23 protein-coding genes are annotated in these 26745 nt (G+C 59.1%); 7 read left to right on the top strand and 16 right to left on the bottom strand.

Going from position 1 to position 26745, the window contains the following annotated elements:
* Positions 1 to 36: 36 nt before the first annotated feature.
* A complete protein-coding gene (locus ACEN8Q_RS08350) occupies positions 37 to 555 on the top strand; it encodes a DUF4946 domain-containing protein (protein ID WP_413704946.1) in 519 nt (172 codons plus the stop codon).
* Positions 556 to 718: 163 nt separating this feature from the next.
* Here the strand turns inward: ACEN8Q_RS08350 and ACEN8Q_RS08345 are convergent, their stop codons facing one another.
* The 3 genes from ACEN8Q_RS08345 to ACEN8Q_RS08335 all read right to left on the bottom strand — a co-directional run bounded on the left by ACEN8Q_RS08345 (position 719) and on the right by ACEN8Q_RS08335 (position 3833).
* Positions 719 to 1081: a histone-like nucleoid-structuring protein, MvaT/MvaU family gene (locus ACEN8Q_RS08345; protein ID WP_007975932.1), complete on the bottom strand. Its 363-nt coding sequence runs from the start codon at positions 1079 to 1081 to the stop codon at positions 719 to 721.
* Positions 1082 to 1314: 233 nt separating this feature from the next.
* Positions 1315 to 2847 (bottom strand): EAL domain-containing protein, encoded by a 1533-nt coding sequence (locus ACEN8Q_RS08340; RefSeq protein WP_413704945.1) that lies wholly within the window; start codon positions 2845 to 2847, stop codon positions 1315 to 1317.
* A 104-nt stretch (positions 2848 to 2951) separates the two neighbouring features.
* On the bottom strand, positions 2952 to 3833 hold the full coding sequence (locus ACEN8Q_RS08335) for a LysR family transcriptional regulator (RefSeq protein WP_413425604.1): 882 nt from the start codon (positions 3831 to 3833) through the stop codon (positions 2952 to 2954).
* A gap of 78 nt (positions 3834 to 3911) precedes the next feature.
* On the opposite strand from ACEN8Q_RS08335, the gene ACEN8Q_RS08330 reads away from it, so the two are divergent.
* Entirely contained in the window at positions 3912 to 4856 is a 945-nt protein-coding gene (locus ACEN8Q_RS08330; RefSeq protein WP_413425606.1) for a DMT family transporter, read from the top strand.
* Between the two features lie 250 nt (positions 4857 to 5106).
* Positions 5107 to 6183 (top strand): 4-hydroxyphenylpyruvate dioxygenase, encoded by a 1077-nt coding sequence (hppD, locus tag ACEN8Q_RS08325; RefSeq protein WP_008020954.1) that lies wholly within the window; start codon positions 5107 to 5109, stop codon positions 6181 to 6183.
* 129 nt (positions 6184 to 6312) lie between these two features.
* Here hppD and rarD read toward each other — a convergent pair whose 3' ends face one another.
* From rarD to ACEN8Q_RS08285, 8 genes are all read right to left on the bottom strand, one after another.
* Positions 6313 to 7194 carry an EamA family transporter RarD gene (gene rarD, locus ACEN8Q_RS08320; RefSeq protein WP_413425609.1) on the bottom strand — a complete coding sequence of 294 codons (882 nt, stop codon included), beginning with the start codon at positions 7192 to 7194 and terminating at the stop codon, positions 6313 to 6315.
* 212 nt (positions 7195 to 7406) lie between these two features.
* The gene (locus ACEN8Q_RS08315; protein WP_413704944.1) at positions 7407 to 8417 is read right to left on the bottom strand and encodes an aldo/keto reductase; all 1011 of its coding nucleotides are present in this window, start codon (positions 8415 to 8417) and stop codon (positions 7407 to 7409) included.
* A 78-nt stretch (positions 8418 to 8495) separates the two neighbouring features.
* The gene (locus ACEN8Q_RS08310; RefSeq protein WP_413425613.1) at positions 8496 to 9791 is read right to left on the bottom strand and encodes an efflux RND transporter periplasmic adaptor subunit; all 1296 of its coding nucleotides are present in this window, start codon (positions 9789 to 9791) and stop codon (positions 8496 to 8498) included.
* Positions 9781 to 11265, bottom strand: a complete 1485-nt coding sequence (locus ACEN8Q_RS08305; RefSeq protein ID WP_413704943.1) for a TolC family protein — start codon at positions 11263 to 11265, stop codon at positions 9781 to 9783. The genes ACEN8Q_RS08310 and ACEN8Q_RS08305 overlap by 11 nt, the downstream gene beginning before the upstream one ends.
* Positions 11258 to 12454 carry an ABC transporter permease gene (locus ACEN8Q_RS08300; RefSeq protein ID WP_413425699.1) on the bottom strand — a complete coding sequence of 399 codons (1197 nt, stop codon included), beginning with the start codon at positions 12452 to 12454 and terminating at the stop codon, positions 11258 to 11260. Before ACEN8Q_RS08300 ends, ACEN8Q_RS08305 begins: the two co-directional genes overlap by 8 nt.
* Positions 12454 to 13161, bottom strand: a complete 708-nt coding sequence (locus ACEN8Q_RS08295; protein ID WP_413425617.1) for an ABC transporter ATP-binding protein — start codon at positions 13159 to 13161, stop codon at positions 12454 to 12456. Before ACEN8Q_RS08295 ends, ACEN8Q_RS08300 begins: the two co-directional genes overlap by 1 nt.
* Positions 13162 to 13389: 228 nt before the next feature.
* On the bottom strand, positions 13390 to 13986 hold the full coding sequence (locus ACEN8Q_RS08290; RefSeq protein ID WP_413704942.1) for a hypothetical protein: 597 nt from the start codon (positions 13984 to 13986) through the stop codon (positions 13390 to 13392).
* Between the two features lie 104 nt (positions 13987 to 14090).
* Entirely contained in the window at positions 14091 to 15401 is a 1311-nt protein-coding gene (locus ACEN8Q_RS08285) for an MFS transporter (RefSeq protein WP_413425621.1), read from the bottom strand.
* 169 nt (positions 15402 to 15570) lie between these two features.
* Here ACEN8Q_RS08285 and ACEN8Q_RS08280 point away from each other — a divergent pair, with 169 nt between their 5' ends.
* The 4 genes from ACEN8Q_RS08280 (at position 15571) to ACEN8Q_RS08265 (ending at position 21228) form a co-directional block, all read left to right on the top strand.
* Positions 15571 to 16692, top strand: a complete 1122-nt coding sequence (locus ACEN8Q_RS08280) for a sugar diacid recognition domain-containing protein (protein ID WP_413425623.1) — start codon at positions 15571 to 15573, stop codon at positions 16690 to 16692.
* A 239-nt stretch (positions 16693 to 16931) separates the two neighbouring features.
* On the top strand, positions 16932 to 18074 hold the full coding sequence (locus tag ACEN8Q_RS08275; protein WP_413704941.1) for a glycerate kinase: 1143 nt from the start codon (positions 16932 to 16934) through the stop codon (positions 18072 to 18074).
* A 297-nt stretch (positions 18075 to 18371) separates the two neighbouring features.
* Positions 18372 to 19997, top strand: a complete 1626-nt coding sequence (locus ACEN8Q_RS08270) for a methyl-accepting chemotaxis protein (protein WP_413704940.1) — start codon at positions 18372 to 18374, stop codon at positions 19995 to 19997.
* Between the two features lie 43 nt (positions 19998 to 20040).
* Positions 20041 to 21228: a pyridoxal phosphate-dependent aminotransferase gene (locus ACEN8Q_RS08265; RefSeq protein WP_413425631.1), complete on the top strand. Its 1188-nt coding sequence runs from the start codon at positions 20041 to 20043 to the stop codon at positions 21226 to 21228.
* Between the two features lie 140 nt (positions 21229 to 21368).
* Here ACEN8Q_RS08265 and ACEN8Q_RS08260 read toward each other — a convergent pair whose 3' ends face one another.
* The 5 genes from ACEN8Q_RS08260 to ACEN8Q_RS08240 all read right to left on the bottom strand — a co-directional run bounded on the left by ACEN8Q_RS08260 (position 21369) and on the right by ACEN8Q_RS08240 (position 26745).
* Positions 21369 to 22346 (bottom strand): 2-hydroxyacid dehydrogenase, encoded by a 978-nt coding sequence (locus ACEN8Q_RS08260; protein WP_413425633.1) that lies wholly within the window; start codon positions 22344 to 22346, stop codon positions 21369 to 21371.
* Between the two features lie 21 nt (positions 22347 to 22367).
* Positions 22368 to 23666, bottom strand: a complete 1299-nt coding sequence (locus tag ACEN8Q_RS08255) for an MFS transporter (RefSeq protein ID WP_413425635.1) — start codon at positions 23664 to 23666, stop codon at positions 22368 to 22370.
* Between the two features lie 54 nt (positions 23667 to 23720).
* The gene (locus tag ACEN8Q_RS08250; protein ID WP_413704939.1) at positions 23721 to 24761 is read right to left on the bottom strand and encodes a sugar kinase; all 1041 of its coding nucleotides are present in this window, start codon (positions 24759 to 24761) and stop codon (positions 23721 to 23723) included.
* Complete coding sequence (locus tag ACEN8Q_RS08245; protein ID WP_413425639.1) at positions 24754 to 25536, bottom strand: sugar phosphate isomerase/epimerase family protein; 783 nt, start codon at positions 25534 to 25536, stop codon at positions 24754 to 24756. The genes ACEN8Q_RS08250 and ACEN8Q_RS08245 overlap by 8 nt, the downstream gene beginning before the upstream one ends.
* Positions 25537 to 25719: 183 nt before the next feature.
* Positions 25720 to 26745: a LacI family DNA-binding transcriptional regulator gene (locus ACEN8Q_RS08240; RefSeq protein WP_413704938.1), complete on the bottom strand. Its 1026-nt coding sequence runs from the start codon at positions 26743 to 26745 to the stop codon at positions 25720 to 25722.

Raw genomic sequence — 26745 nt, 5'->3', positions numbered from 1 at the left:
CAGACTTTACAGCTTGATCCTTGAGTGCCCATTGCAATGATTCGAATCCGTAACGTGCTGTTCATCCTGCTAAGCGTGTTTTCGCTGGCTGGCGTTGCTCGCGCCGATGCGCCAGTAGTGACCTGGCCGGAAGGCTGGCAGGTCGAAGAAGTGCCTGAATCGGCGTTGGGGGTCAGCCGTCAGCGGGCGGTGAAAAATGATCAGAATGGATCGCCGCTCATGGTGATGGAACTGACCATGAGCCCGGTACAAAGCGATCACCAGGTAAACCTCGAAGGCGTATTGCTGGAGATGCGCAAGTCGGTTCAAAAAGACTTCTTTCAGGGTGGGTATCAAAGTGTCTGCACGCGAATTCATTCGACTACCTTGAGTCGATTGGCCGCGCTGGAAACAACCTGCACCGTCACGCAAAACGGCAGGCACGTGCTTTCTCAAACACTGGTGGCCGCGGTGGATGCCGATAAGGCCTATGTTCTTTCCTACGCAGGGCAGGCCGAGGCTTATAAGGCGAGCCAGGAAGAAATAGACGCTGCCCGTAACAGCTTGAAACTTTAGTTGGCGTCAGTGCTTTTTCGATGCATGAAGAAAATTTTAGATATCCAAATGGATTAAGCACAAAGTTGTTGGCAGTCAGGTAGTTGTCTGGTGCCTGCCCCGGGCATTTAGATAACCCATGAAAAAGCCCTGCATATGCAGGGCTTTTTTGTCACCGCGAGAGTTAGCCGCGCAGCCAGGAGTCAACGGTGGCTGCACCGTACTGTTCTTTCCAGGCTTTCAGGCCGCGGTGGTTGCCGCCCTTGGTTTCAATCAGCTCGCCGGTGTGCGGGTTCTGATAAACCTTGACCACACGGGCGCGGCGGGTTTTAGGTGCTGCTGCCTGCAGGCCGGATTTTGCCGGGTTGGGGTCGAGAATGGCGATGATGTCGCGCAGGCTCTTGCCATAGGTTTTCATCAAACCCTGGAGCTTCTCTTCGAATTCGATTTCTTTCTTGAGCCCGGCATCGTTCTTCAGGGATTCCAGCTGCTTGAGCTGCTCTTGAAGGGCCTTTTCGGCTGCACGAAATTCAGCGAGTCTGGACAATATCTTTACTCCAATAGTGTATTTGGCTGATACCAACCGCAAACAAAGCTATAAGCCAAGAGCCTTGAAGCGACTCGGTGATAGTGGCTCACCTGCCAAATTAGCGCAGGCATGAAAAATTGTAGTAGTTAATTGGCCAAGAGTAAATCCTGTCTTTTTTTTCATGTAACGGCAGTAGCGTTTTGATTCAAATTGGTGCGTGCAAGCGTTGTTTTATCAATTAAATTCGCGAGTTAATGGTCGCTTAATGCACTAATGAATTCCGCGCCGGGCATGGGTTTGCCGAATAGATAACCTTGCAGGAAGTTGACCTGATGAGCGCTCAGGTAATCACTCTGCTCACGGGTCTCGACACCTTCGGCCACCAGGGCAAGGTCGAGTTTGACTGCCAGTTCGATGATGCTGTCGAGGATGTGGCTCGAGAGTGTGTCGATACCGATCATGGCGACAAAACTCTGGTCGATTTTCAGGAAGTCCACATTGAACTGGCGCAGGTAGCCAAGGCTCGAGTGACCCGTGCCAAAATCGTCGATGGCGATTTTCACACCCAGTTCGCGAAGTTGCTCGAACAGTTGCAGGGTGATGGCCGTGGGCTCGATCAGTTCGCGCTCGGTCAGCTCCAGTACCAGATGGATCGAGCCCGGTTCGAACGTATCGAGAAAGTCACGACAGTCCTTGACCAGTTCCAGGTCCTGACAATGGCTGGCGGTGATGTTGATGCCAATGTGAAACGGTTTGTTGAATCTGGCGGATTGCGGGGCGAGCAGGGCAGCAGTCTGCCGCATCAGCGAGCGGGTCATCGGCACGATCAGTCCCGAGTGCTCGGCAAACGGGATGAACAGGTCCGGACGCACCAGGCCTTCCTTCGGATGTTTCCAGCGCATCAGCACTTCAGCACCGGACCAGCTTTTGCTGTCGCCATGCACCACGGGCTGGAAATAGGGAATGAACTCTGCGGCTTCCAGTGCCCGTTGCATTTCCTGGGTGGGTGCCGATGAGCGTTTTTGCAGGAAATGACCGATTGACCCGGCAATCACACCGAAGAAAATCAGCAGGCTGAACAGCGGCGGATATTCGCTGCTCATGTATCGCCAGGTTTCGCCTTCGGGGAAACCGGCTGCCACGGCAAATGCATAGTGCCCGGAGGTCAATCGGCTCGGCGCAACGGGCGGTTCAGGTACAGCACCGGTGTGAACCTTGCCATCGACGGACATCCAGTCCGGGCCGACCTGCAGCAACAGCAAGGTCTTGCGACCGATCAAGCGCAGAATGTTGCTCAAGTGATAACCATCGAGGGTTGTCAGCACGCCTTTTTTCCCTTCGCTCAGACGGTACACCAGCAAGGCGGTGTCGGGTGTCACCAGGTTGCCATTCATGAGCCACAAGGCGCCCTGGGTGTAGTCACCGGGGTTGACGTTCTCCTGGTAGTCGCCGAACAAAGAGCTGCAATAGAGGTTGTTGTCCCACACCAGATTGGTCGCGCGCACGAATGGGCGGCGAGTGACCTGTTCACGCAGAGCCAGTTTGACGTCAGCACAACTTTGGCCAGACAGCGGCAGCAGTTCGCGAGCGGCCTGGGAGTTGTTGTCGAGCATCAAGTCGAACTGGCGAATCGCTTCTTCGGCGGTTTGTTCGGCGTCTTGTTTGAGTGCACGGCCTGCTTGCATGTAAAGAATGGCGGCCCCCAGCAGCACCGGGAGCAATCCACTGATCAGGGTGACAGCAATTCTTGTACCGCGACTGCGGGTTTTGGCTTTCAGTGGCATTCGCGAATCCTGTCACGAAAAAAGTAGGGCTCTCAAACGCTGGCAGGGTAATACGCCTCCCATGAAGAGTTCGGGTATGGGCCATGATAGTTGGCCCTTGGCGGTTATGCCGTTCTATGGAAGTCAAGGCTTACGGCCAGATTGATAAAGGCCAGCGTCGCGGGTGATGCCTGGCGTCGATCGAGTACCGCCAGGCCGACCTGGCGCACCACCGCCGGCGACAGCGGTTTTTTCACGCAGCGGCTGTCAATCTGATTGGGTAATGAACCTTCGGCAACCACCGTCACCCCGTCGCCACGCGCGACAACATCCAGGGTGCTCATCAACTGCGAGCAGCGATAACGGATGTTGGGCATCAGTCGGGCCTCGGCGAACAGGCGTGAAACCAGCTCCGAAGAGCCGGCCTCGGTCAGCACAAACGGGGCGTGACACAGATCCTTCAGGCTCAGGCTGTCGTGAGCTGCCAGCGGATGGCCAGCGGGCAGCAGCGCGACCATCTGGTCTTCGATCAACGCGACCGTATCGAAACGCTCCTCGGGCAACACCACAAAGCCGATGTCGATCCGTCGTTCCTCCAGCCACTGGAGTACCTGGCGATCAGGGCCTTCGTCGATATGCACCTCGATGCCGGGATGGGCGACGCGGTACTGCTGCAGAATCAACGGCAGCAACTTGATCGATGAGGTCGGGCCGAAGGAACCGATGCGCAACGTGCCGCGTTTCATGCCCCGTGCATCGGCCGCTTCCTGGCGCAGGGTGTTGGCCAGGCCCAGCATCGCTCGGGCGCGCAGCAACAACTGCTGGCCAATGTCGCTTGGCTCGACCCGGGATTGATGCCGGCGCAACAACTCGACACCCAATTCCTGCTCCAGGGACTTCAAGGCATGGGACACCGCCGATTGGGAAATACCCAGGCGATTGGCCGCTGCCGTGAAGCCGTGGAGTTCGGCCACGATGGAGAAAATCTCCAGTTGAGTGAGAGTCATGAGTGTTTACTCATTTTACGATGACTGTGTATTAGTCGAATGATACGTCATCTCTCCGACATCCGGCCCTGGAATCTTATGACGATCTGCGAGCAAACCCTGTCAAAACCCTCGGATCTGCCGGTGTACCTAAAGCTGGCGGCGGTCACCATGGTGTGGGGTGGCACCTTCGTTGCCGGACGCTATCTGGCCGGCAGCCTCAGCCCGCTGCTGGCTGCCAGTCTGCGGTTCCTGCTGGCCAGCGTGGCGTTGCTACTGTTTGTGCGCCTGGCGCGGATACCGCTGGCCCGGCCCAGCGCCCGGCAATGGCTACAATTGTCATTGCTTGGCTTTTTCGGGATTTTTTTTTACAACCTGTGCTTCTTTTATGGCTTGCAGTACATCAACGCTTCACGGGCATCCTTGATCGTGGCTCTGAACCCGGCAGTGATCGGCCTGGCTTCCTGGCTACTGTTCAAGGAGCGTTTGAACCGGGCAAAAGTCGTCGGCATTGCGATCTGCATCGCAGGCGCGAGCCAGGTGATCGTCAGTCGCAACCCGCAATTATTGGCCGGTGGAGCCGACGCCTGGCTCGGTGATCTGCTGATTTTCGGCTGTGTCCTGGGCTGGGGCATCTACTCGCTGTGCTCCAGAGAACTGAACCAGACCCTGGGGCCGGTGCAAACAGTGACGTATTCGATTCTGCTGGGCACCGCCATGCTCTGGATGGCCTGCATCGTCCGTGGTGAGGCGAGTGTTGTCGCGATCGCCCACCTGGGTGCGCAGCAATGGTCGAGTCTTTTGTACCTCGGCGTGCTGGGATCGGCGCTGGCGTACATTGGCTATTACGACGGCATTCGCAAAATCGGTGCGACGCGTTCCGGGGTGTTCATTGCCCTGAACCCGTTGACGGCGGTGATTCTTGGCGCGCTGCTGCTGGATGAGCCGCTGACACTGGCCATGTGCCTGGGTGGCGGGCTGATACTGGCGGGGATTTTCCTCTGCAATAAACCCCTTGCGCGGGCAAGGAAAAAGGGGATTTGATACAGAAGGCGGACAAACTGATTTACGCTGTGTAGAATCAGGTTACGCATACAATAATAATCGTCTTCTGGCAGCAGAAGCCTCGCCCGCAAGAGCCTTGGGTCGATAATGAAGATATTCGGGTTTCAACTGATCTACGGTGATTTTCTCGCCCGCAGTGTGCGGGGCATCTCCTGTGCGCCACCCACCGGTCTCAGCATTGCTTACAACTAACCTTTGTTAATTGATAAAGAATGATGAGGCGCCAACCATGGCAGATTTATACGAAAACCCAATGGGCCTGATGGGCTTTGAATTCATCGAGCTCGCATCGCCGACCCCCAATACCCTGGAGCCGATCTTCGAGATCATGGGCTTCACCAAGGTGGCGACCCACCGCTCCAAGGACGTGCACCTGTATCGCCAGGGCGCGATCAACCTGATCCTCAACAATGAACCCCACAGCGTGGCCTCGTACTTCGCGGCCGAGCACGGTCCGTCGGTGTGCGGCATGGCGTTCCGGGTCAAGGATTCGCAAAAAGCCTACAAGCGCGCCCTGGAACTCGGCGCCCAGCCGATCCACATTGAAACCGGCCCGATGGAACTGAACCTGCCGGCGATCAAAGGCATCGGTGGTGCGCCACTGTACCTGATCGACCGTTTCGGTGAAGGCAACTCGATCTATGACATCGACTTCGTGTTCCTCGAAGGCGTTGACCGTCACCCGGTCGGTGCCGGCCTGAAGATCATCGATCACCTGACCCACAACGTGTATCGCGGTCGCATGGCCTACTGGGCCAACTTCTACGAGAAGCTGTTCAATTTCCGCGAAATCCGCTACTTCGACATCAAGGGCGAGTACACCGGCCTGACCTCCAAGGCCATGACCGCACCCGATGGCATGATCCGCATTCCGTTGAACGAAGAGTCGTCCAAGGGCGCCGGGCAGATCGAAGAGTTCCTGATGCAGTTCAACGGCGAGGGCATCCAGCACGTTGCTTTCCTGTCCGATGACCTGATCAAGACCTGGGATCACCTGAAAAGCATCGGCATGCGCTTCATGACCGCGCCACCGGACACCTACTACGAAATGCTCGAAGGCCGTTTGCCGAACCATGGCGAACCGGTGGGCGAACTGCAGGCACGGGGCATCCTGCTGGATGGTTCGTCCGAGTCGGGCGACAAGCGCCTGCTGTTGCAGATCTTCTCGGAAACCCTGATGGGGCCGGTGTTCTTCGAGTTCATCCAGCGCAAGGGCGACGATGGTTTCGGCGAAGGCAACTTCAAGGCGCTGTTCGAATCGATCGAGCGTGACCAGGTTCGTCGTGGTGTTCTCTCCACCGACTAATCCGTTGACGCTGTAAAAAAACTGTGGGAGCGGGCTTGCTCGCGAAGACGGAGTGCCAGTCGCCATCAATGCTGACTGATACACCGCCTTCGCGAGCAAGCCCGCTCCCACTTTGTTTTGTGTCGGTAGTTAAGGTCTGCGCTGCCGCACCAGATGCTTGAACCCTTCAAACACCAGCACCAGCACAGCCATCCAGATCGGGATGTAGGTCAGCCATTCGCCGGCCTTGATGCTCTCTCCCAACAGCAGCGCCACGCCCAGCAGCAACACCGGTTCGACGTAGCTCAACAAGCCGAACAGGCTGAACGGCAGCAGGCGACTGGCAATGATGTAGACCACCAGCGCCGACGCGCTGATCACGCCAAGCATCGGGATCAGCAGCGACAACCATGGATGCTGGTCAAACACCCCGAAACCTTGTGCGCCGCTCTGAACGAACCAGATCGCCACCGGCAGCGTCAATGCCATGTCCAGCCACAAGCCGCCGAGATTGTCCGTTGCCAGCCGTTTGCGAACGACGAAGTAAGTCGGATAGCCGATGCAGACCAGCAAGGTCGCCCAGGAAAAACCACCGACCTGATACACCTCGTTGATCACGCCCAGGCAGGCGAACACCACGGCGATTTTCTGCAGATAGGACAGGCGTTCGCCATAGGCGAGGCGGCCGGTCAGGACCATGGTCAGCGGCAGCAGGAAATAACCGAGGGACACGTCCAGGCTGTACCCGTTCAGCGGTGCCCACATGAACAGCCACAGCTGCACGGCGAGCAGGAAAGAGGAGGCGATCAGCGCGCCCATCAGTTTCGGATTGGCAACGACCCGCCGAACGATGTCCAACACGCGCTTCCATTCGCCGGACAGCACCATGAACACGGTCATGCACGGCACGGTCAGCAGCATGCGCCAACCGAAGATTTCCACACCGCTCAAGGGGGTGAGCAGCGACGTGTAGTAATACATGACGGCAAACAGCACCGAGGCTGAAACCGATAGAGCGATACCTTTAGACAAGCTGTCCTCGCGGGTTGAAGGTTAAACGGGGCGGGCAGGATACGTGGTTTTTGTGCTGAATATTGTCCGGATGATCAATATTTCCAACATCCACCCTGTAGGAGCGAGCTTGCTCGCGATGAACGACCAGACACCGCGGGCAGGCAGGCTCCCCCGCGTTATCGTTGACCACCATCGCGAGCAAGCTCGCTCCTACAGTGGTTTATGTTTCTTCAGTTAAGCGGTCTGCGGCCGGACACGAAGTGGCTCACATCATTGAACCCCGGTGTCGACGCATGTCCCGGCGTCACCAGCGAATCGATGAACGCCTCGTCATCGGTCGTAAGCTTCACCGTCTGCGCCTTAGTGTAGGCGTCCCACTGCGCTTCGGTACGCGGCCCGACAATGGCTGAGGTAACGGCGCTGTTGTTCAACACCCAGGCAATCGCGAACTCGACGATGCCTACGCCGCGTTCCTGAGTGTATTGCTGGATTTGCTGGGCGATGCGCAGGGACTCGACACGCCATTCGGTTTCCAGAATGCGTTTGTCTGCCCGCCCGGCGCGGCTGTTGGCGTCCGGTTTCACGTCCGGCGCGTACTTGCCGCTGAGCACCCCGCGCGCCAGCGGGCTGTAGGGCACCACGCCGAGACCGTAGTTTTGCGCAGCCGTGATCTGCTCGGATTCAGCCTGGCGGTTGACGATGTTGTACAGCGGCTGGCTGATCACCGGCCGGTCAACGCCCAGTTTGTCGGCGATGCGGATGACTTCGGCGATGCGCCAGCCACGGTAGTTCGACAGGCCCCAATAGCGGATTTTGCCATGGCGAATCAGATCGCCGATGGCCGACACCGTGACTTCCAGCGGCGTATTGTGGTCTTCGCGGTGCAGGTAATAGATGTCGAGGTAGTCGGTGCCCAGGCGCGTCAGGCTGGCGTCGATACCGTTGAACAGGTGCTTGCGACTCAGGCCGCTGCGGTTGGGGACGCCGTCCACGGGACCGAAGCCGACCTTGGTGGCCAGCACCCATTCGTGGCGGCGGCTGGCGATGGCCTCGCCGACGATCTCCTCGGAACGGCCGTTGGTGTAGACATCGGCGGTGTCGATGAAGTTGATGCCCTGATCCCAGGCCTTGTCGATGATGCGCAGGGAATCCTCGGTGCTGGTCTGTTCGCCGAACATCATGGTGCCCAGAGTCAGGGTGGACACCTGAAGACCCGAATGACCCAGTGTGCGGTAGCTCATGAGCAAATCCTTTTACCAATGGGAAAGGCTCAATCAAATACCAGAAACGCCTTTCGGGGCAATCTGAATCAGGGCGGCTTACAACGGATTGCCCTGGTTCCCCAGGCGAATGAATCCCGGCAGCAGCCCAAAGACCTCTACACCATCGAGGGTTGATCGTCCGGTGGAGACTGGGATTTGCTGGATGGGGCGATCCATTGCCTCCCGATAATCCACAACTTTGCTCAGACCCTCCAGGCGGATTGCCTGCGGCGGGATAATGATCGCCTGCTCATTGCGGTAAGTGATGATGGCCAGGCGTGCGCTCATGCCCAGCCGGACACGTTGCATCTGTTCAGGGGTCAATTTCGAGACTGACAGAGTTACCGAGAAACTCGCACCGCCGCTTGATTCGTCGCTCGGTTCGGCCAGGCTGCTGACCACCTGCACTGTGCCCTTCAGGCGTTCGCCCTCGAAACCATCGCCCTCTATCTCGACCTCTTGTCCCGGATGTAACTGATTGATGTCGAGCTCCGATACCGAGGCCACGATTTTCAGATGCTCGATATCGGCGAGTCCGAACAACGCTTGTCCCTGACTGAGTCTGGCCCCTGCCTGCAAAGGCCCGAGTGAGATTGCACCGGGGAGTTGCGAAGTACGGGCAGGCACGACCACTCCGGTGAAAGGTGCGAGGATGTTCTGGTCAGCGAGCAACGCTTGCAATCCTTCGTACCTGACTGTGGCATTCTTCAGTTCCATTTCTGCCACTCGCCGATGCTCGCCAGCCCCCTCATCCAATACGTGTTGCAACTCGTTTTGAGCTGCCACCAGTTCAAGCTCGTGCATCTGCATCTGCTGATTCAAATCGTCCAGCTCGCTGCGCGCAATGATGCCGCGCTTCAATAGTCGCTGAGTGTCGCCAAGCCGGCGCTGCAGATTGCTCACGGCTATTTCGGCCGTACGGACTGTTCGGCGTGCCCGTGCGACTTGCGCACTGTTCTCCCAATCTGTCAGCTCCCGGGCAGTACGCTGCGCCTTGAGCTGCGCCGAAAGGGCATCGCGCAGCTGCGATTCGATGGAAGCAGGGTCCATGGTCAACAGTGTCTGGCCTTGGTGCACCCGCTGTCCTTGCCCCACCCGGATTGTTTGAATGTTGCCTTCAAATGGCGCGGTCAGAAGGACAGTCTTATTGGGCTCTATTGTTCCTGCCAGGCCGATTTTGTGAACCAGTGATTCGTTGCGTATGCTCACCCAGTTTTCACCATCGGGTCTGCTGACAATCCATGCTTGCACATTGATGATCGCGATGCCTGCCAGGACCAACGATATCGACAGAGCAACCCAGACAAAGCGACTTGAGTACCAAATGACTGGGGCTTTGTTATCAGACGTCATTGAGTGCAATCTCCCAGCTTTCCAGGGTCATGCCGAGGGTCAGGTCGAGTTGGGTCTGGGCGTTCAAATACGAGATCAATGCACTCAGACGAGCATTTTCGGCGTTTCGCAGATCGCTCTCAAAGCTGATGATCTGAAAGTTGCTGGAGCGCCCGGCGTTGAGTTTTTCCTGTTCGATTTCAAGCTTGCGTCTGGACAGTTCGGTGGCTCGCTGCGCAATTTCATATTGGCGCCAGCGTGTGCCGAGCTCACGCACTGCGTTATTGACGTCGCGCTCCAGTTCCTGGCGAGCGTCTGCCAGATTGATTTCCTGCGTCTGCAAATTGATATGCGCGTGAATCTCGGCCTGGCGGGTACTGAGGGCACCTATGGGGATTTCCAGTTGCACACCGGCGTAGCTATCCCAGTTTCTTCCGGAACCGATGCCGTTGTCATAGCGACCATGAATCTGAGTGGCGCCGGCCACCAACGAGACATCCCAACGCGCCTGGTCTTTGGCGATGAGCAGGTTCAGATCGGCCTGATGGCTGCCGAGCAGCATGGATAAATATTGCGGTTGCTGAATCTGTGCCAGGCGCAGAGCTTCCGGCTGGTCGATCGTGATGCGGAATGCCTCCAGCACTTCGCTGGCGTGGAGTGGGGTAGACAAGTCCAGAGCCAGCAGACGCAGAAGATCCAGACGACTGATGTGCACCTGATTCTGTGCTTCTTCGACGTCCATTTCCTGCACAGCAATTTCGGCTTCGGTCTGGACGATTTCGAACTCGGCCATTCGCCCGGCAGTGATCAACGCCTTGTTCACATCCAGCAGCGATCGCGTTCGCCTGAGCGCCTCCTGAACAATGGCAAGTTGCTCTTGCGACCTGAGCAGTTCGCGGTAGGTCGTGATGATGTCGACAATTGCCTGGGAGACGCTGGTCTTGAGATTCAGGCGGTTCGCTTGCTCCTTGAGTTGTTCCAGGCGCAGGGGGGCAGTGGAGACATCCCGCCCCGCACCCCGCAGAAGTGGCTGAATCAACGTCATCTCCAGGCCGTCGCCGCGAAAGCGGCCTGCACGCTCGGCATCATTCAGCTGTCGGGTCCAGCTCACGCTCAGACGCGTACCGTATTCGCCAAGCAAACTGACACTGGGGGATAGCGACGTCTTTCGGGCCCGGTCTTCGCTGCCCTGGTTATCTGTGTAGTGTCCCTTGAGCAACAGCTTCGGACTGAACGCATCCTTGGCCACGCGCAAGTCGAATTTCTGTCCCACGCGTTGCAGATAAGCACTTCGAATTCCGCGATGATTGCGCAATCCGAGATACACGGCGTCGCCCAAGGATATGTGTGTCGCCTGCTGGCTCAACAGTGCACTGCGAGAGTGGCCGTCGTGTAACGTCGGCGCCGACAGCTGTCGGGTGATTTCCATTGACGCTTTGCCGCTCTGGGTAAAAAGGCAAAGCAGGGTGACCATCAAGGCTCGTCCGCTACTCATCGCGCAACGCCTCAACCGGTTGCAGCCGAGAAGCCAGTACGGCCGGATACAGACCAAAAAATACACCCACCCCCAGGGTGCTGATGACGCCGAGCGGTAGTGCAGCAGGTGCGAGGAAAAACGTCCAGTCAGACAAATGGGCGTACATGAATGCGAAGCCGATGCCCAGGACTCCACCGCAAAAGGCGCCCACGGCGGTCAGTGTGATCGCCTCCAGCATGAAAAGATTGCGAATGTCCCGCCGACATGCGCCCAGCGCCATGCGAACGCCGATCTCTCGTCGTCTTTGAGTCACGTTCATCAGCATGACGTTCATCACGCCGGTACCGCCTCCCACCAAAGAAATTGCCCCAAGCGCCAACAACAAGTAAGCGAAGGTACGGTTTTGACGCGACATTCCATCCATGAGCTGATGCGGGAGCAACATTGCGACATCTGTTACGCCTGGCAACTGTTTCAAAGGGTCGACTAATGCTGTAGCAGCCGCGTTGATCTCCTGATCGGGGGAGACCCGGATAATCACGTTACGTATTTGTGCCAAAGGGCTGATTCGGCGCATGCCGTTCAAGGTAAGGAACAAGGAGTCATTGGCCCTGATTGGAATGAGCAGGGTATCGGGCCTGTCCTGCAGAATGCCGATCACCTGAAACAGGTAATTGTTGATGCGAATCCGGTCCCCTGTACGCAGTGGTTCATCGGCCGCTCCCAGGGTCTCGGCGAGTGAGTGTCCAACCACCACGTAAGTTTCACCCTGATCGAATTCGGACATGAAGCGCCCCGCGCGGAGTGTTAAATCCATGGCATCCATCAACTCGCCTGTGCTGCCAATCAGGTCGGCGTTCAGACTGCGCCCCTTGAATACCACCGAAGCTCCGACGTACGCGGTCGGTGCAATGTTCAGAAGATTGGGTACTGCCTTGCGAAATTGCCCGGCATCAAAGGTCGCGTAAGCAGGTGTCCGTTTTTCGTTCGCCGTGGATAGATGGGCCACGAACGTGTTAACTCCCATTCCTTTGAAAATCATTGATGCTTCTTCGGCGGCGTTACTTGCGATGTTGATCATGGCAACCACCGACGAACTGCCAATGGCGATCCCCAGCAGCGCGAGAACCGAACGCTTGCCCAGCGTGCGGAGGCTGGAGCTGACGTCATGCATCAGCAGAAGTGCGCTTCGTCCGCGACCCGGCATCACGCGGGACAAGGACAGAGTTCCTGTACAGCACCGTTAGTAACGCGAATCTGCCGATTCAGGCGCCTGGCGATCGCCGAATCGTGGGTGACCACGACAAGCGTTACGTCATGTGCCCGGTTGAGCGAAATCAACAGGTCCATGATGTCATCAGCCGTGCCAGGGTCGAGGTTGCCGGTGGGTTCGTCAGCCAGTATCAAGGAGGGTTGACCTACAAGTGCCCGCGCAATCGCCAGTCGTTGTCGCTGACCACCCGACAAGTCTGCCGGGCGATGATGAGCTCGCTGTTCCAGACCGACCTCTGCGAGCATTTGCTGCGCTCGTTGTCGCGCATCACCAGGCTTCATTGAGCGATACCTTAGTGGCAATGCCACGTTTTCGATAGCGTTAAGGCGCGGTATCAGGTTGAAACTCTGAAAGACAAATCCGATCTGTTGATTGCGAATGGCTGCCAGTTCATCGGGGGTAGCGGAGCATACATCGTGACCGGCGAAGCGATACTCACCGGCATCAACTGAGTCCAGTAACCCGAGAATATTCAGCAGTGTGCTTTTACCTGATCCCGAAGCTCCCAAGAGAGCACAGCTTTCGCCTGTTTTTATGGTCAAAAATACATCTTGAAGGATGGGCAGGTAATTGTTGTTTATTTTATAACCTTTATTGATGCCCTTGAGGCTAATGAGGCTTTCAATGGTGGTGTTGTTCATTTAATTGATTGTGTGGGAGGGTGGGTTTATTTTGAGTTGTTGATTGAGGAAAGCCGAAAATCTCAAAAATCTTAATGGCAGGCTAGCTGGTTTGTTAAGGATTCTTTGAAAGTAATGAAGTTGCTCGCCGTATAAGTTGTCGGCGAGCAACGCAGACAGCGGATTTGCGCGAGCGGTAGAGGGATTCAACTACGCGCCAAATCGTATGAAGATATTGCCCTTGAAACTTTAAATGTTGGTTCGACTAGTACAGCGTGGGTCCGACCCGGATTTATCAAAAATAAACTCAACCCGGATCTGTGCGGAACTCCAAGGAGCGTGCATCACACTCAGGTCTTGAGCATTCCACTGACCGTCCTGCTTCATTCTGTCGGGAGACTTGACCTCTTTGCTCCCTCCACCATTGAAGTTGGCCACAACCAGGTTCACGTTTGCTTTGTTACCACCCGATTGGCCGTTGTGTTTAGTGATTCGGTACTCTTTCAAGTAGACACTTTTGCTGCTGCCATAATTAAAGTAATGCCCTTTGGCTTCCCCGGTGAAGTTGCCAGTCGAGCAGGAGACGTGAAAGGGTTTGGATACTGAACTGCCAAAGTTCGGGTTGCCAGGGTTAGGGCTGCCGATGTTCGGGTCGACAATGATCGGATTGCCAATGATCGAGTTGGTTGGGGTGGCAGCAAACCCTGTTAGCGGTATGCAGGCTATCGACAGCGACAATAGGATTTTTTTTGCGGAAAGCGCGCTCACTGAAATACATCCTCTTTTTAGTTTTTTTGTGCCTCTCTCAAATGAACCGTTACGGTTGGGAGAAATGAGGCGACGCAAGACTATCGCCTCTCAAAATTGATTAATGTAGGAGTCACCTTCAAGGCAAGTAGGAATTTTCTTACTTGCCGTGAAGTGATTTTCACCCGGCGAAAGCGAGTCTCTTAAACTCGCAGGGTCCGGGTCATACGCAACGCCAGCAAACTGCCGCAGACAATCACACCCGCCAACAGATACAGCGCCGCATCGGTCGAACCGGTGCTGTCCTTGACCCAACCCACCAGGTACGGGCTGAGGAAGCCGGCCATTTGCCCCATCGAGTTGATCAGCGCCAGGCCACCGGCGGCAGCACCCGCACTGAGCAGGGCGGTTGGCACCGGCCAGAACATCGGCAGGCCGGTGAGGGCGCCCATGGTGGCGATGGTCAGGCCGAGAATCGCGATGGCCGGGTTGGCGGCGAAGTTCACCGCAATCAGCAGCCCCAGCGCGCCCATCAACATCGGCACCACCAAATGCCAGCGGCGCTCTTTGCGCAGGTCCGCCGAGCGACCGACAAACAACATGAACAGCGCTGCCAGCAGGTACGGAATTGCACTCAGCCAGCCGATCACCAGGTTATCGCTGAAGCCCAGGTTCTTGATGATCGATGGCAACCAGAAGTTGATCGCATAGACGCCACTCTGGATGCAGAAGTAGATCAGGCCGAAGGCCCAGATCGCCGGGTTCTTGAATACCGCCAGTAGCGAATCGGTCGTGGTTTTCGGTTTGTTGGCGCGGTCTTCGGCGTGGTCGGCTTCCAGCACCGAACGCTCGAATGGGGTCAGCCATTTCGCATTGGCGTAACTGTCGCTGAGCAGGAAATAAGCCAGCGTACCGAGGATCACGGTCGGAATGCCTTGCAGCAGGAACATCCACTGCCAGCCCGCCAAACCACCCTGGCCCGCGGCGAAGTGATTGAGGATCCAGCCGGAGAGCGGACTGCCGAGCAGGCCGGATACCGGGATCGCCGACATGAACAGCGCCATGATGCGGCCACGGCGGAAGGTCGGGAACCACTGCGAGAGGTACAGCACCACACCCGGGAAGAATCCGGCTTCGGCGGCGCCGGTGAACAGGCGCAAGGTGTAGAACTCGTTCGGCGTGGAGACGAACAGCAGGCAGGTCGACAGTGTGCCCCAGACGATCATCATCAGCGCGATCCAGCGTCGCGGGCCGAATTTGGTCAGGGCAAGGTTGCTTGGCACGCCGCACAGTACGTAACCGATAAAGAAGATGCCGGCACCGAGGCCGTATACGGTTTCGCTGAATTTCAGCGCGTCGAGCATCTGCAGCTTTGCAAATCCAACGTTTACCCGGTCGAGGTAGTTGAACAGGTAGCAGATGAAAATGAAGGGGATCAAACGCAGGGTGATGCGCTTGTAGACGGCGTTTTTATCGTCAGCGATGGCGTCGGACGCTATGGCGCTCTGTGTCATGGCGGCTCTCTCTTTATTATGATTTTTTGCGATGCAAAGGGTAACGTTGATCGCCCTGAGAGTCTCGACCACCCTCAGGGTGGCTGTCTTTGTGCCTGAGCACAGGGTTTGCCACCAAGGCCTGTGCGGGTGAACAACCCGTTCCACCACTGTTTCAAGGATCCTCGCTATGTTCGAACTCGATCACGACCTGGCCCAGGACATCGTCGACCGGGCGATGGCCATTCTGCCGTACAACGTCAACGTCATGGACAGCCAGGGCTTGATCCTGGGCAGCGGGGAGCCGGAGCGGGTCAACACCCGGCATGAAGGTGCGCAACTGGTCCTGGCCAACGGTCGCGTGGTGGAGATCGATGCGCAGACGGCGATTCATCTCAAGGGCGTGCAGCCGGGCATCAACCTGCCGCTGTTGCTGGATCAGCGCCTGATCGGCGTGCTGGGGATCACCGGTGAGCCCGAACAACTGCGCACCTATGCCGAACTGGTGCGCATGACCGCCGAGATGCTGGTGGGCCAGCGCAACCAGCAGGCCGAGCAGCAATGGCGGCGCCAGCGTTGCGATGATTTGCTGGCGCTGCTGCTGAGCGAAGCCGGGGACTCTCCACGACTGGTCGATGAAGCGCAGCAGTTGGGCCTCAAGCCACAAATGACCCGGGTGCCGTACTTGTTCGAACTGGGCCTGGAACACGCACCAGGACAAACCGTCGAGGCACTGAGTGCCTGGTTGACGAGCCGTCATCCCGACAGTTGGTGCGTGAGCTCGGCCAAAACCTCATTGCTCTGGTGCCGGCCGGCCAGCCAGTCGGTCGAGAACGAGCGCTTGCTGGACAAACTCGACGGCCTGGGCTGGAACATCCTGCGCATCGCCGTGGGTGGACAAGCCGACGGGTTGGCGGGATTACGTCGCTGCTATCGTCGGGTCGGTGACTTGCTGGCCTACGGGCGCGAGGTGTTGCCACGGTCCCGGTTGTTGACGCTGAACCGCTATCGGCTGCCGGTGATGCTTTGGCGCCATCGCAACGACGACGCCCTCGATGAATTGCTCAACCCGCTGCGCAAGGTCATTGCCAAGGACAGCAACGGTCAGTTGCTGGCGACCCTGCGCAGCTGGTGTGAACACGACGGCCAGAGCCAGGCTTGCGCCGATGCCCTGGGGATTCATCGCAACAGCCTGCGTTATCGCATGGAGCGGATTGCCGAGCTGAGCGGGGTTGATCCGTTGCGACTGGACGGCATGCTCGCGTTGTATCTGGGCGTGCAACTGCTGCCCGAGTCAGACTCAATTTCGTGAGCGACAAAATCCCCCTGTAGGAGCGAGCTTGCTCGCGAAAAACCAGAGGACGCCGCGGTAAGTCTGATTTCCCGCGTCATCGTTACCCTCCATCGCGAGCAAGCTCGCTCCTACAGGTGAAACGTCTGCAACGGGTTTTGTGGAAATGAACAATAATCCTCATCGCCGTTTGTGCAGCGGACCGGCGTTATTGTTCATGGCGGCTGGCAGCATGTGGACATTGGAACTGGAGAATTCCCATGAAAATCGTGATCGCCCCCGATTCGTTCAAGGACAGCCTCAGCGCTCAAGGCGTGGCCGACGCCATTGCCTTGGGATTGGCGCAGGTCTGGCCTGATGCCCAACTGATCAAATGCCCGATGGCAGACGGCGGGGAAGGGACTGTCGAGTCGATTCTTGCCGCGTGTGAAGGCGAATTGCGCCGCTCGGTGGTTCGCGGGCCGCTGGGGACCATGGTGGATGCCGCCTGGGGCTGGTTGCCGCAGAGCCACACCGCGATCATCGAAATGGCCGAGGCCAGCGGTTTGCAGTTGGTCCCGCTGGCTCAACGGGATGCGTGCATCAGCAGCACCTTCGGTACCGGGCAACTGATCCGCGCCGCGCTGGAGGCCGGTGCACAACGGGTGATCCTGGCGATTGGCGGCAGTGCGACCAATGACGGCGGCGCCGGCGCCATGCAGGCCCTGGGCGTGAAACTGCTCGACGCTCAGGGGCAGACGCTGTCACCGGGCGGTCTCGCCCTTGCGCAATTGGCTCGCATCGACCTGAGCGACATTGATCCGCGCCTGGCCCGGGTACGCTTCGACATCGCCGCTGACGTCAACAACCCGTTGTGCGGCCCCCACGGCGCTTCGGCGATTTTCGGCCCGCAAAAAGGCGCCTCCCCTGAACAGGTTCAGTTACTGGATCACGCCCTCGGGCGCTTTGCCGATCACTGCGTCAACGTCCTGAACAAGGATGTGCGTGACGAGCCGGGCAGTGGTGCGGCGGGTGGTCTGGGCTTTGCGGCCAAGGCCTTTCTCGGTGCGAAGTTCAAGGCGGGGGTTGAAGTAGTCGCCGAACTGGTTGGCTTGGCCGACGCAGTGCAAAACGCTAATCTGGTCATCACCGGCGAAGGCCGTTTCGATGCCCAGACCCTGCGCGGGAAAACGCCTTTTGGTGTGGCGCGCATTGCCCGGCAACAAGGCGTGCCGGTGATCGTCATCGCCGGCACCCTGGGCGAGGGATATCAAACGCTGTACGAACACGGCATCGACGCCGCGTTCGCCCTGGCCAGTGGGCCGATGACCCTGGCCAAGGCCTGCAGCGAAGCACCGCAGTTGCTGCGCGAGCGGGCGAGCGATATCGCCCGGGTCTGGCGAGTGGCCTCGCGTAGAACCTGAACACACCCGCGTTTTGTAGGAGCGAGCTTGCTCGCGATGGACATGAGGACGCCGAGTTCACCCAGGCATCCCGCGTCATCGTTGAAGTCCATCGCGAGCAAGCTCGCTCCTGCAGTAGGCAAAAAAAATTTCTGCCACCCCCCCTGCAAAAACCCTCAAGCCCTGCCGATACAACGATCAGGCGCACACACACACCTAAAAAAACAGTGTCGCCCGACTGACCGGCGCGCCTCAACGCCTGCCCGCCAGTGATCATGGCAAGGACGCTCGAAGCCTCAATCACCCGAGTATCGTCCTATGTCCCTGCGTCATCTGAACATCGCGCCTCGAGCTTTCCTGGGGTTTGCCTTCATCGCCTTGCTGGTCATCGTGCTGGGTGTGTTTGCCGTCAATCGCATGAGTATCATCCGCCAGGCATCCGTGGACATGGGGGCCACGCAACTGCCCAGTGTCGGCTTCCTGGGCAACATGACCGAAAACGTCCTGCGCATGCGCATCCTCTCGTTCCGCATCCTGGTCAACCGTGACCCGGCCGCGTTGCAGGAAGCCCAGACCCGTATCGGCGTGCTCACCGACAAACTGCGAAGTGCCCGGCAAAGTTATGCCGCGCTGCCCGCCCAACCGGAAGAAGCCGCGCTGTACAAGACCTTCACCGCCACCCTCGACAACTACATGCAGGCCCAGAGCCAAATGATGGAGCTGTCGCGTGCAAACAGGCTCGATGAGATGCGCAGCCTGATCAACACGCGGATCAAGGACGGCACCGACCAGATGGGCGAGCAGCTCAACAAACTGGTGGCCCTCAATACCGACTACGCCCAGCGCGCGTTGGCCGAGGCGGGCGAGCAATACAACAACGCCATCACCGGCATCATTGTGGTCGCGGTGATCGCGGCACTGATGACCGTGTTGTTGGCATTGCTGCTGACCCGCAGCATCGTCACGCCGCTCAACCGCGCGCTGCAGATCGCCGTTACCATCGCCGGGGGCAACCTGACCAATGCCATCGAAGTGGACGGCAAGGATGAGCCGGCGCGCTTGCTTGGCGCTTTGTCCAGCATGCAGACCAGCCTGCGCAAAACCATCGAGCAGATCGCCGGTTCCGCTACCCAACTGGGAGCCGCCGCCGAAGAACTGAGCACCGTCACTCAGGAAGCCTCTCGCGGTCTGCAACAGCAGAACAACGAAATCGAACAGGCCGCTACCGCCGTCAATGAAATGACTGCCGCCGTGGAGGAAGTTGCACGCAACGCGGTATCCACTTCAGAAGCCTCGAACCAGTCGACCCAGGCTGCCCGGGAAGGTCGTGACCGTGTGGTGGAAACCGTCGATGCGATCCAGACCATGACCCATGACGTGCAGAACACGGCATTGATGATTGAAGGCTTGGCGACCCAGGGCCGTGACATCGGCAAAGTGCTCGACGTGATCCGCGCCATTGCGGAACAGACCAACCTGTTGGCGCTCAACGCCGCCATCGAAGCTGCCCGGGCCGGTGAGGCCGGGCGCGGATTTGCCGTGGTCGCCGACGAGGTGCGGGCGCTGGCCCATCGCACGGCACAGTCGACCCAGGAAATCGAAAAAATGGTCGCCGGCATTCAGAACGGTACTGGCCAGGCGGTGTCGTCGATGCAACAAAGCAATCAACGTACACAGACCACACTGGAAATGGCCCGCGCCGCCGGCATTGCCCTGGAACAGATCACCCAGTCGATCCACTTGATCAACGAACGCAACCTGGTGATCGCCAGTGCATCCGAAGAACAGGCCCAGGTGTCCCGTGAGGTGGATCGCAATCTGGTGAACATTCGCGACCTTGCTACCCAGTCCGCCGCCGGTGCCAATCAGACCAGTGCAGCGACCCACGAATTGTCGCGCCTGGCGGTGGATTTGAACGCCATGGTGGCGCGTTTCGTGATTTGAGATAGGGTTGTGGCTGGGAGCACCCGCGCGACAGGAGACAGACATGCGCTATTCAGCCTTGACCCAACGAATCGCCGGTGACGGAGCGGCGGCCTGGCAGATTCACGATCGAGCGCTGCAATTGCGCGAACAGGGCGTCGACGTCCTGCTGTTGTCAATTGGCGACCCGGACTTCGATACGCCGCAACCTATCGTCCAGGCCGCCATCGCCAGCCTGTTGGCCGGTGATACGCACTATCCTGAAGTGCGCGGCAGCCGAGGGCTGCGCGACAGCATTGCCCGTCGGCATCGGCACCGCAGCGGTCAGGTGGTGGATGCTGAACATGTGATCGTCTTTCCGGGCGCGCAGTGCGCGGTGTATTCGGTGGCGCAATGCCTGCTCGATCCGGGCGATGAAGTGATTGTCGCCGAGCCGATGTACGTGACCTATGAAGGCGTGATCGGCGCCTGTGCGGCCACCGTGGTGCCGGTGCCCGTGCGCCCGCAGAACGGGTTTCGCGTCGACCCGGCGGATGTCGCGGCCCGGATCACGGCAAAAACACGCGCCATCCTGCTCAACAGTCCGAACAATCCATCCGGCGCCAGTTTGCCACTGGCCACCTGGCAAGACCTGGCCGCGCTGTGCATTCATCATGATTTGTGGCTGATCAGTGACGAGGTCTACAGCGATCTGCTGTACGAGGGCGAGCACATCAGTCCGGCGAGCCTGCCGGGCATGGCCGAACGGACGGCGACGATCAACAGCCTGTCCAAGTCCCACGCCATGAGCGGCTGGCGGGTAGGCTGGGTGGTCGGGCCCAAACCCATGGCCGGGCACCTGGTCAATTTGTCGCTCAGCATGTTGTTCGGCATTCCGGATTTCGTGCAGAACGCCGCGCAATTGGCGCTGGACCGGGACCTGCCGGAAGTGGCCTCGATGCGCGAAGAGTATCGTCAGCGTCGAGACCTGGTGTGTGCAAGTCTGGGCCAATGTCAGGGCCTCAGGCCAATTCGCCCGGATGGCGGTATGTTCGTGATGGTCGATGTGCGCCAGACCGGTTTGTCGGCCCAGCGCTTCGCCGAACGACTGCTGGAAGACTATGGTGTGTCGGTGCTGGCCGGTGAAGCGTTCGGGCCGAGTGCGGCGGGGCATATCCGCATCGGGTTGGTGGTTGACCGGCCGAAACTGGCAGATGCTTGTCGGCGGATCGTACGGTGTGCGACGGATTTGCTGGAGGCACGGCGTGCCTGAAAGGTTGTGGTGGTCTGTGCCGGCCTCTTCGTCGGATCGCCGCCCGGAGCAAGCCCGCTCCCACATTGATCTGTGTCGAACACAAAACCAGTGTGGGAGCGGGCTTGCTCGCGAAGGCTGCCTGAAAAGCGCCGAATACCTCAGCCCTTCCACGCCCCGACATTCACCAGATTCACCGGTCGCTCACCCGCCAGCGCCGCCAACAGGTTGTCCACCGCGCATCTGGCCATGGCCTCCCGTGTTTCATGAGTGGCCGAGCCGATGTGCGGAGTCGCCACCACGTTGTTCAACTGCAACAACGGCGAGTCCGGATTCAAAGGTTCGCGTTCGAATACATCCAGCCCCGCCGCGCGAATCCGGCCCGCACGCAGGGTTTCAATCAGCGCTGCTTCATCCACCACCTTGCCCCGTGAAATATTGATGAAGATGGTCTCGGGACGCATCAGGGCGAACTGTTCTGCGCCGATCAGCCCTTCGGTATCAGCGGTCAGCGGCAGCGTCAGGCAAACGAAATCCGCCTGTTGCAACAACTCCGGCAGGCTGCGGTACTGCGCATCGAACCGCTGTTCCACCGCCGGTTTCGGTGACTGGCTGTGGTAAATCACCGGCATGCCGAAACCGAAATGCCCGCGTTGGGCCAGTGCCTCGCCAATACGACCCATGCCAATGATGCCCAGGGTTTTACCGTGCACGTCGCTGCCGAAATGCGCGGGGCCGATGTTGCGGGTCCACTTGCCTTCGCGAATCATGTTGGCCAGTTCCACGACGCGCCGGGCCGTTGCCAGGATCAGCGCGAAACCAGTGTCGGCGGTAGTTTCCGTCAATACATCCGGTGTGTTGCTGAGCAAGATGCGCCGCTCGGTCAGGTAGTCGATGTCGTAGTTGTCGACACCCACCGAAACGCTGGCAATGGCTTCAAGGTGGGGTGCCAGATCGAGCAGTCCGGCATCCAGCTTCAGGCTGGCACCCAGCAAACCATGGGCACGGGGCAGGGCATCGCGCAGTTTGGCCAGGCCCAAGGCATCAAGGTTTTCGATCAGCGTCACTTCGGTCTGCTCGTGCAGGCGAGCCATCAGCAGCGGCGAGAGTTTCTTGTACAGGACGACCTGCTTTTTCATCTTTGAGATCTCAGCTTCAATTCAGGAATGTGCCGTGGCGGTGCGCGTTACCGGGGCCGTGGGCCGCTCCCGATCGCTGGCGCCGGGCTTGAGGAAAAGGGTCAGCAACACCGAGAACATCAGCGCGCCGCTCATCAAAAGGTACGAAGCTCCGGGCGAGCCGGTGGAGCTGTTCAGGTAACCGACCAGATAAGAGCCGCCAAACGAACCGAGCGCTCCCATGCTGTTGATCAGCGCCATGGCGCCGCCCGCGACGTTGGCCGGGAGGATCTCCGGAATGATCGCGAAGAACGGTCCGTAAGGCGCGTACATGCAGGCGCCGGCAATCACCAGCAGGGTGTAGGACCACCAGAAGTGTTCGGCACCCAGGGCGTAGGAACCATAGAAGGCAATCGAGGCAATCAGCAGTGGCGGCCAGACGAAACGTTTACGTTTTTGCAACTTGTCCGAACCCCAGGACACCAGCAGCATGCCGATCACCGCCGCCAGGTACGGCAGCGCCGAAAGCCAGCCGGCCTGGACCATGTCCATCTGCGCGCCAGCCTTGAGAATCGACGGCAGCCACAACACAAATCCGTACACGCCAATGCTCCAGCAGAAAAACTGCAGGGCGAGGATGATCACTTTGGGGGAGCGGAACGCTTCGGCGTAGTTCTTCACGGCCTTGATGCCGACCTGTTCGGCGGCCAGTGCGCATTCCAGGTCCTGCTTTTCCTGATCGTTGAGCCACTTGGCTTGTGACGGACGATCATCGGCCAGGCGCCACCAGATGAATGCCCACAATACCGCCGGCAAACCTTCGATGATGAACATCCAGCGCCAGCTGTAGTGCTGCACCAGATAGCCCGAGACCACCGACATCCAGAGCATGGTCACCGGGTTGCCGAGGATCAGGAAGGTGTTGGCCCGCGAGCGTTCGGCGCGGGTGAACCAGTGGCACAGGTAGATCAGCATCGCCGGCATCACTGCCGCTTCGACCACGCCGAGCATGAAGCGGATGACGATCAGCCAGTAGGCATTGGAGACGATCCCGGTCAACGTCGCCAGGCTGCCCCAGAGGATCAGGCTGACGAAAATCAGCTTCTTCACACTGTGTTTCTGCGCGTAGATCGCGCCGGGTACCTGGAAGAAAAAGTAGCCGAGGAAGAACAGCGCGCCGAGCATCGACGACAGGCCTGGTGTGATCATCAGGTCCGCCGCCATGCCGGACGCGGCGGCAAACCCATAGTTGGCGCGGTCCAGATACGCCAGGCTATAGGTGATGAACACGATGGGCATGATGTACCACCAGCGGCGGGTGGCGAGCGTTGCGGTTTTCATGGTGGTGCTCCTGAGCTTGTTGTTTTTGTCGCAGCAGGTAACGGTTCTAAATCTTCAGTGACTGTTCTGGCCTATTCGCGAGCAAGCCCGCTCCCACAGGGAAACGCGTTCCAATGTGGGAGCGGCGGTGCGGCGATCCGACTTGCTCGCGAAGACGGCCTCGAATTCGCTGGCCATTTCGGGCCGGGCAGGCAACCCCTCCATATCCCCCCGACTCTGCACCGCACGGCTGCCTATCCAGTTGGCGCGTTTCACGGCGTCGGCGATGCTGTGGTTTTCCAGTAGCGCGCTGATCATGCCGACGGCAAACCCGTCACCGGCGCCCACGGTGTCGACCACCTTCTCCACAGGCACGCCCGCCACGAAGCCTTCATCCAGCTGCGTGCGGTAATACGCCCCGTGTGGGCCAAGCTTGATCGCCACGGCTTCGGCGCCCTGGTCGAGGTAGAAGGCGGCGATGTCGGCCGGGTCTTCGAAACCCGTGAGCAAGCGACCTTCGCTCAAGCCCGGCAGCACCCAGTGGGCGAGGGCGGCGAGGCGGTTGATCTCGGTGATCATCTGTTGCTCGCTGGCCCACAGGCTCGGGCGCAGGTTCGGGTCGAAGGACACACTGCGCCCGGCCTCGCGCATGCGGGTCATCAACTCGAACGACATCTGCCGTGCCGACTCCGACAGCGCCGGGGGAATGCCGGTGGCGTGCAGGTGCCGGGCCTTGAGCAATTCGGGCACGATCGAGTGCGGCGACAGGTGGCTGGCCGCCGAACCACGGCGGAAGTACTCGACCACCGGATCGCTGCCGTCGTCGGTGCGGGACTTGAGTTGAAAACCAGTCGGGTGGGCGGTGTCGATGTCGACGTGGCGGCAATCCAGGCCTTCCTGTTCCAGGGTGTCGACCACGAACCGGCCCAACGAATCGGCACCGACACGGCTCAGCCATGCCACGTTGAAGCCCAGTCGGGAAAGGCCAATGGCGACGTTGCTGTCAGCCCCGGCAATGCGTTTGTGGAAGGCGCCGACGCTGGCCAGGTCACCCGCCTGCTCGGCGACGAACATCGCCATGGTTTCGCCGAAAGACAGAATATCGATCTCAGACATGAGCACTCTCCAGCTGCGATTGGCCGAGGTGGGCGAGGGCAGCGACGTGCTCGGTGGTCAGTTGCACCAGGTCATCGCCTTGCAGCGGATATTCGGCGGCGCGCATAACGCCTTGGGCCATGTGCCGCAGCAGGTACTCCCACTGTTGCAGGTCACTGACCGCGGGCGGAGTGGCAACCAGTTTGCCGTCGGTACGGCGCATGACCGCTTTGCAGTGCACATAACCGACATGACGACCGAGCAACCGCGCGGCGCTGGCGGCGGACTGGTCCTGCCAGTGCCAATTGCCGATGTCGAAGGTCATTTTGATCGGCAGCTTGTGCTGCTCGACCTCCGCGAAAAAACGCTGGAAGGGTTCAATGCGCCCGCCGTGCAGGGTCTGGTCGTTTTCCACCAGCAACTGCACGGCGCTTTCGCCCAGCACGCGGGCGAGGGTTTGCAGATCGCTGTTGTCGGTGAAATAGCCCAGCGACACCTTCAGCCATTTGGCGCCGAACGCCTGGGCGCGTTGCAGGGCAGTGATCAGTTCGGAGTTGGGCAAGGATTGCCCGGCCAGCCACAATTCCATTGGCGACGAATACACACTCTCCAGGCCTTCTGCTTGAGTGGCATCGGCCAGTTGAGCGGGGTCCTCGGTGGTCAGTAATTCTTCGCGCCACTCAATGCGCGTGGCGCCGGCGGCGGCGAGAATTTCGATGAAGCTGCCCTGGCCGCGTTGACGCACGAGGTCGGCGCCGTAGCTGGAGAGGCTGATGGAAACGGCTGGTTTGTTCATTGTTTTTTTACCTCTGAAACCGGTTTCATTTTTGTTCAAAAAAAATTTCAGCGCTACTTAGGGCCTCTTCGTCGGATCGCCGCCCGGAGCAAGCCCGCTCCCACAGGTTCAGCTGTGTTCACAGATTTTGTGTACGACTCGAACACTGTGGGAGCGGGCTTGCTCGCGAAGGCGCCGGACCATTCACCGAAAATCCCCACGGGTCGAACCTCGCACAACCAGCCGCGCCGAAAAATCCAGCGTCCTCACCGGTCCGTCATCTCCACGCAAACGCTTGAGCAAGCATTCGAACGCGCTGGCGCCAATCTCCTCGGTCGGCTGCGCGAGGGCGGTAATGCCACTGCCCACCAACGGGTACCAATCCAGGTCATCGAGGGCGATCAAGCCCACGTCATCGAACAGGTTGCACTTGAGTTCACGCAACGCATGGGTAATGGCTAGCGCCGCTATCCCGTTCGCGCAAAACAGCGCCTTCGGGCCGGGACCTGGCGTGTCGAGGAAGGTTTTCAGCTGTGCGGTCAGTTCGCTGCCGGTTTCGATGTGCGTGCCGCGAAGCGCCGGTCGTTGTTCGATTTGCGCCTTGAAGCTGCTGACCCGCTCAATCCGCGAACTGGTGCCATCCAGCGGCTCAGTCACCAGCAGCACATCGCAGTAACCGCGTTCTTCAAGGTGGTCAAGGGCCATGTCGATGGCCTGCGGGTTGTTCAGCCCGACCATATCGCTTTCAAGGTGCTGCACCTTGCGATCCACCAGTACCAGGGGCATTTCCCGGTGCAGTTCGTGCAATTCGTCAGGGTGATGACCGAGGGTGTTCACGATCAGGCCTTCGATGTTGTACGAGCGCAGCAGGGCCAGGTGCTGGCGTTCCTGCTCGTCGTCACGGTCGGTGTTGCACACCACCAGGCTATAGCCGTGCTGACGGCAAGCGGTTTCCACCCCGTGCATCACGGCAATTGAATAAGGGTTGCGGATATCGGCCACCAGCATGCCGATCAGGCGGGTGCGCCCGCGTTTCAGGCCCCGGGCCATCTGGTTCGGGCGATAGCCGAGTTCGGCGATGGCCTGTTCGATGCGCTGGGCGATGGCATCGGAGAGCAGGGCACGATCATCGCCAATGAACCGCGAAACGCTGGCCTTGGAGACCTTGGCGTATTCGGCCACGTCGAGCATGGTCACGCGACTGCGCTGGGCGGCGGAGAAATCGTTCAC

Origin of the sequence: Pseudomonas sp. Pseusp16 (genome assembly GCF_047324915.1) — a bacterium.
Taxonomy (GTDB): Bacteria; Pseudomonadota; Gammaproteobacteria; order Pseudomonadales; family Pseudomonadaceae; genus Aquipseudomonas; species Aquipseudomonas fluorescens_CD.
This window is presented reverse-complemented; position numbering and strand designations above follow the sequence as displayed.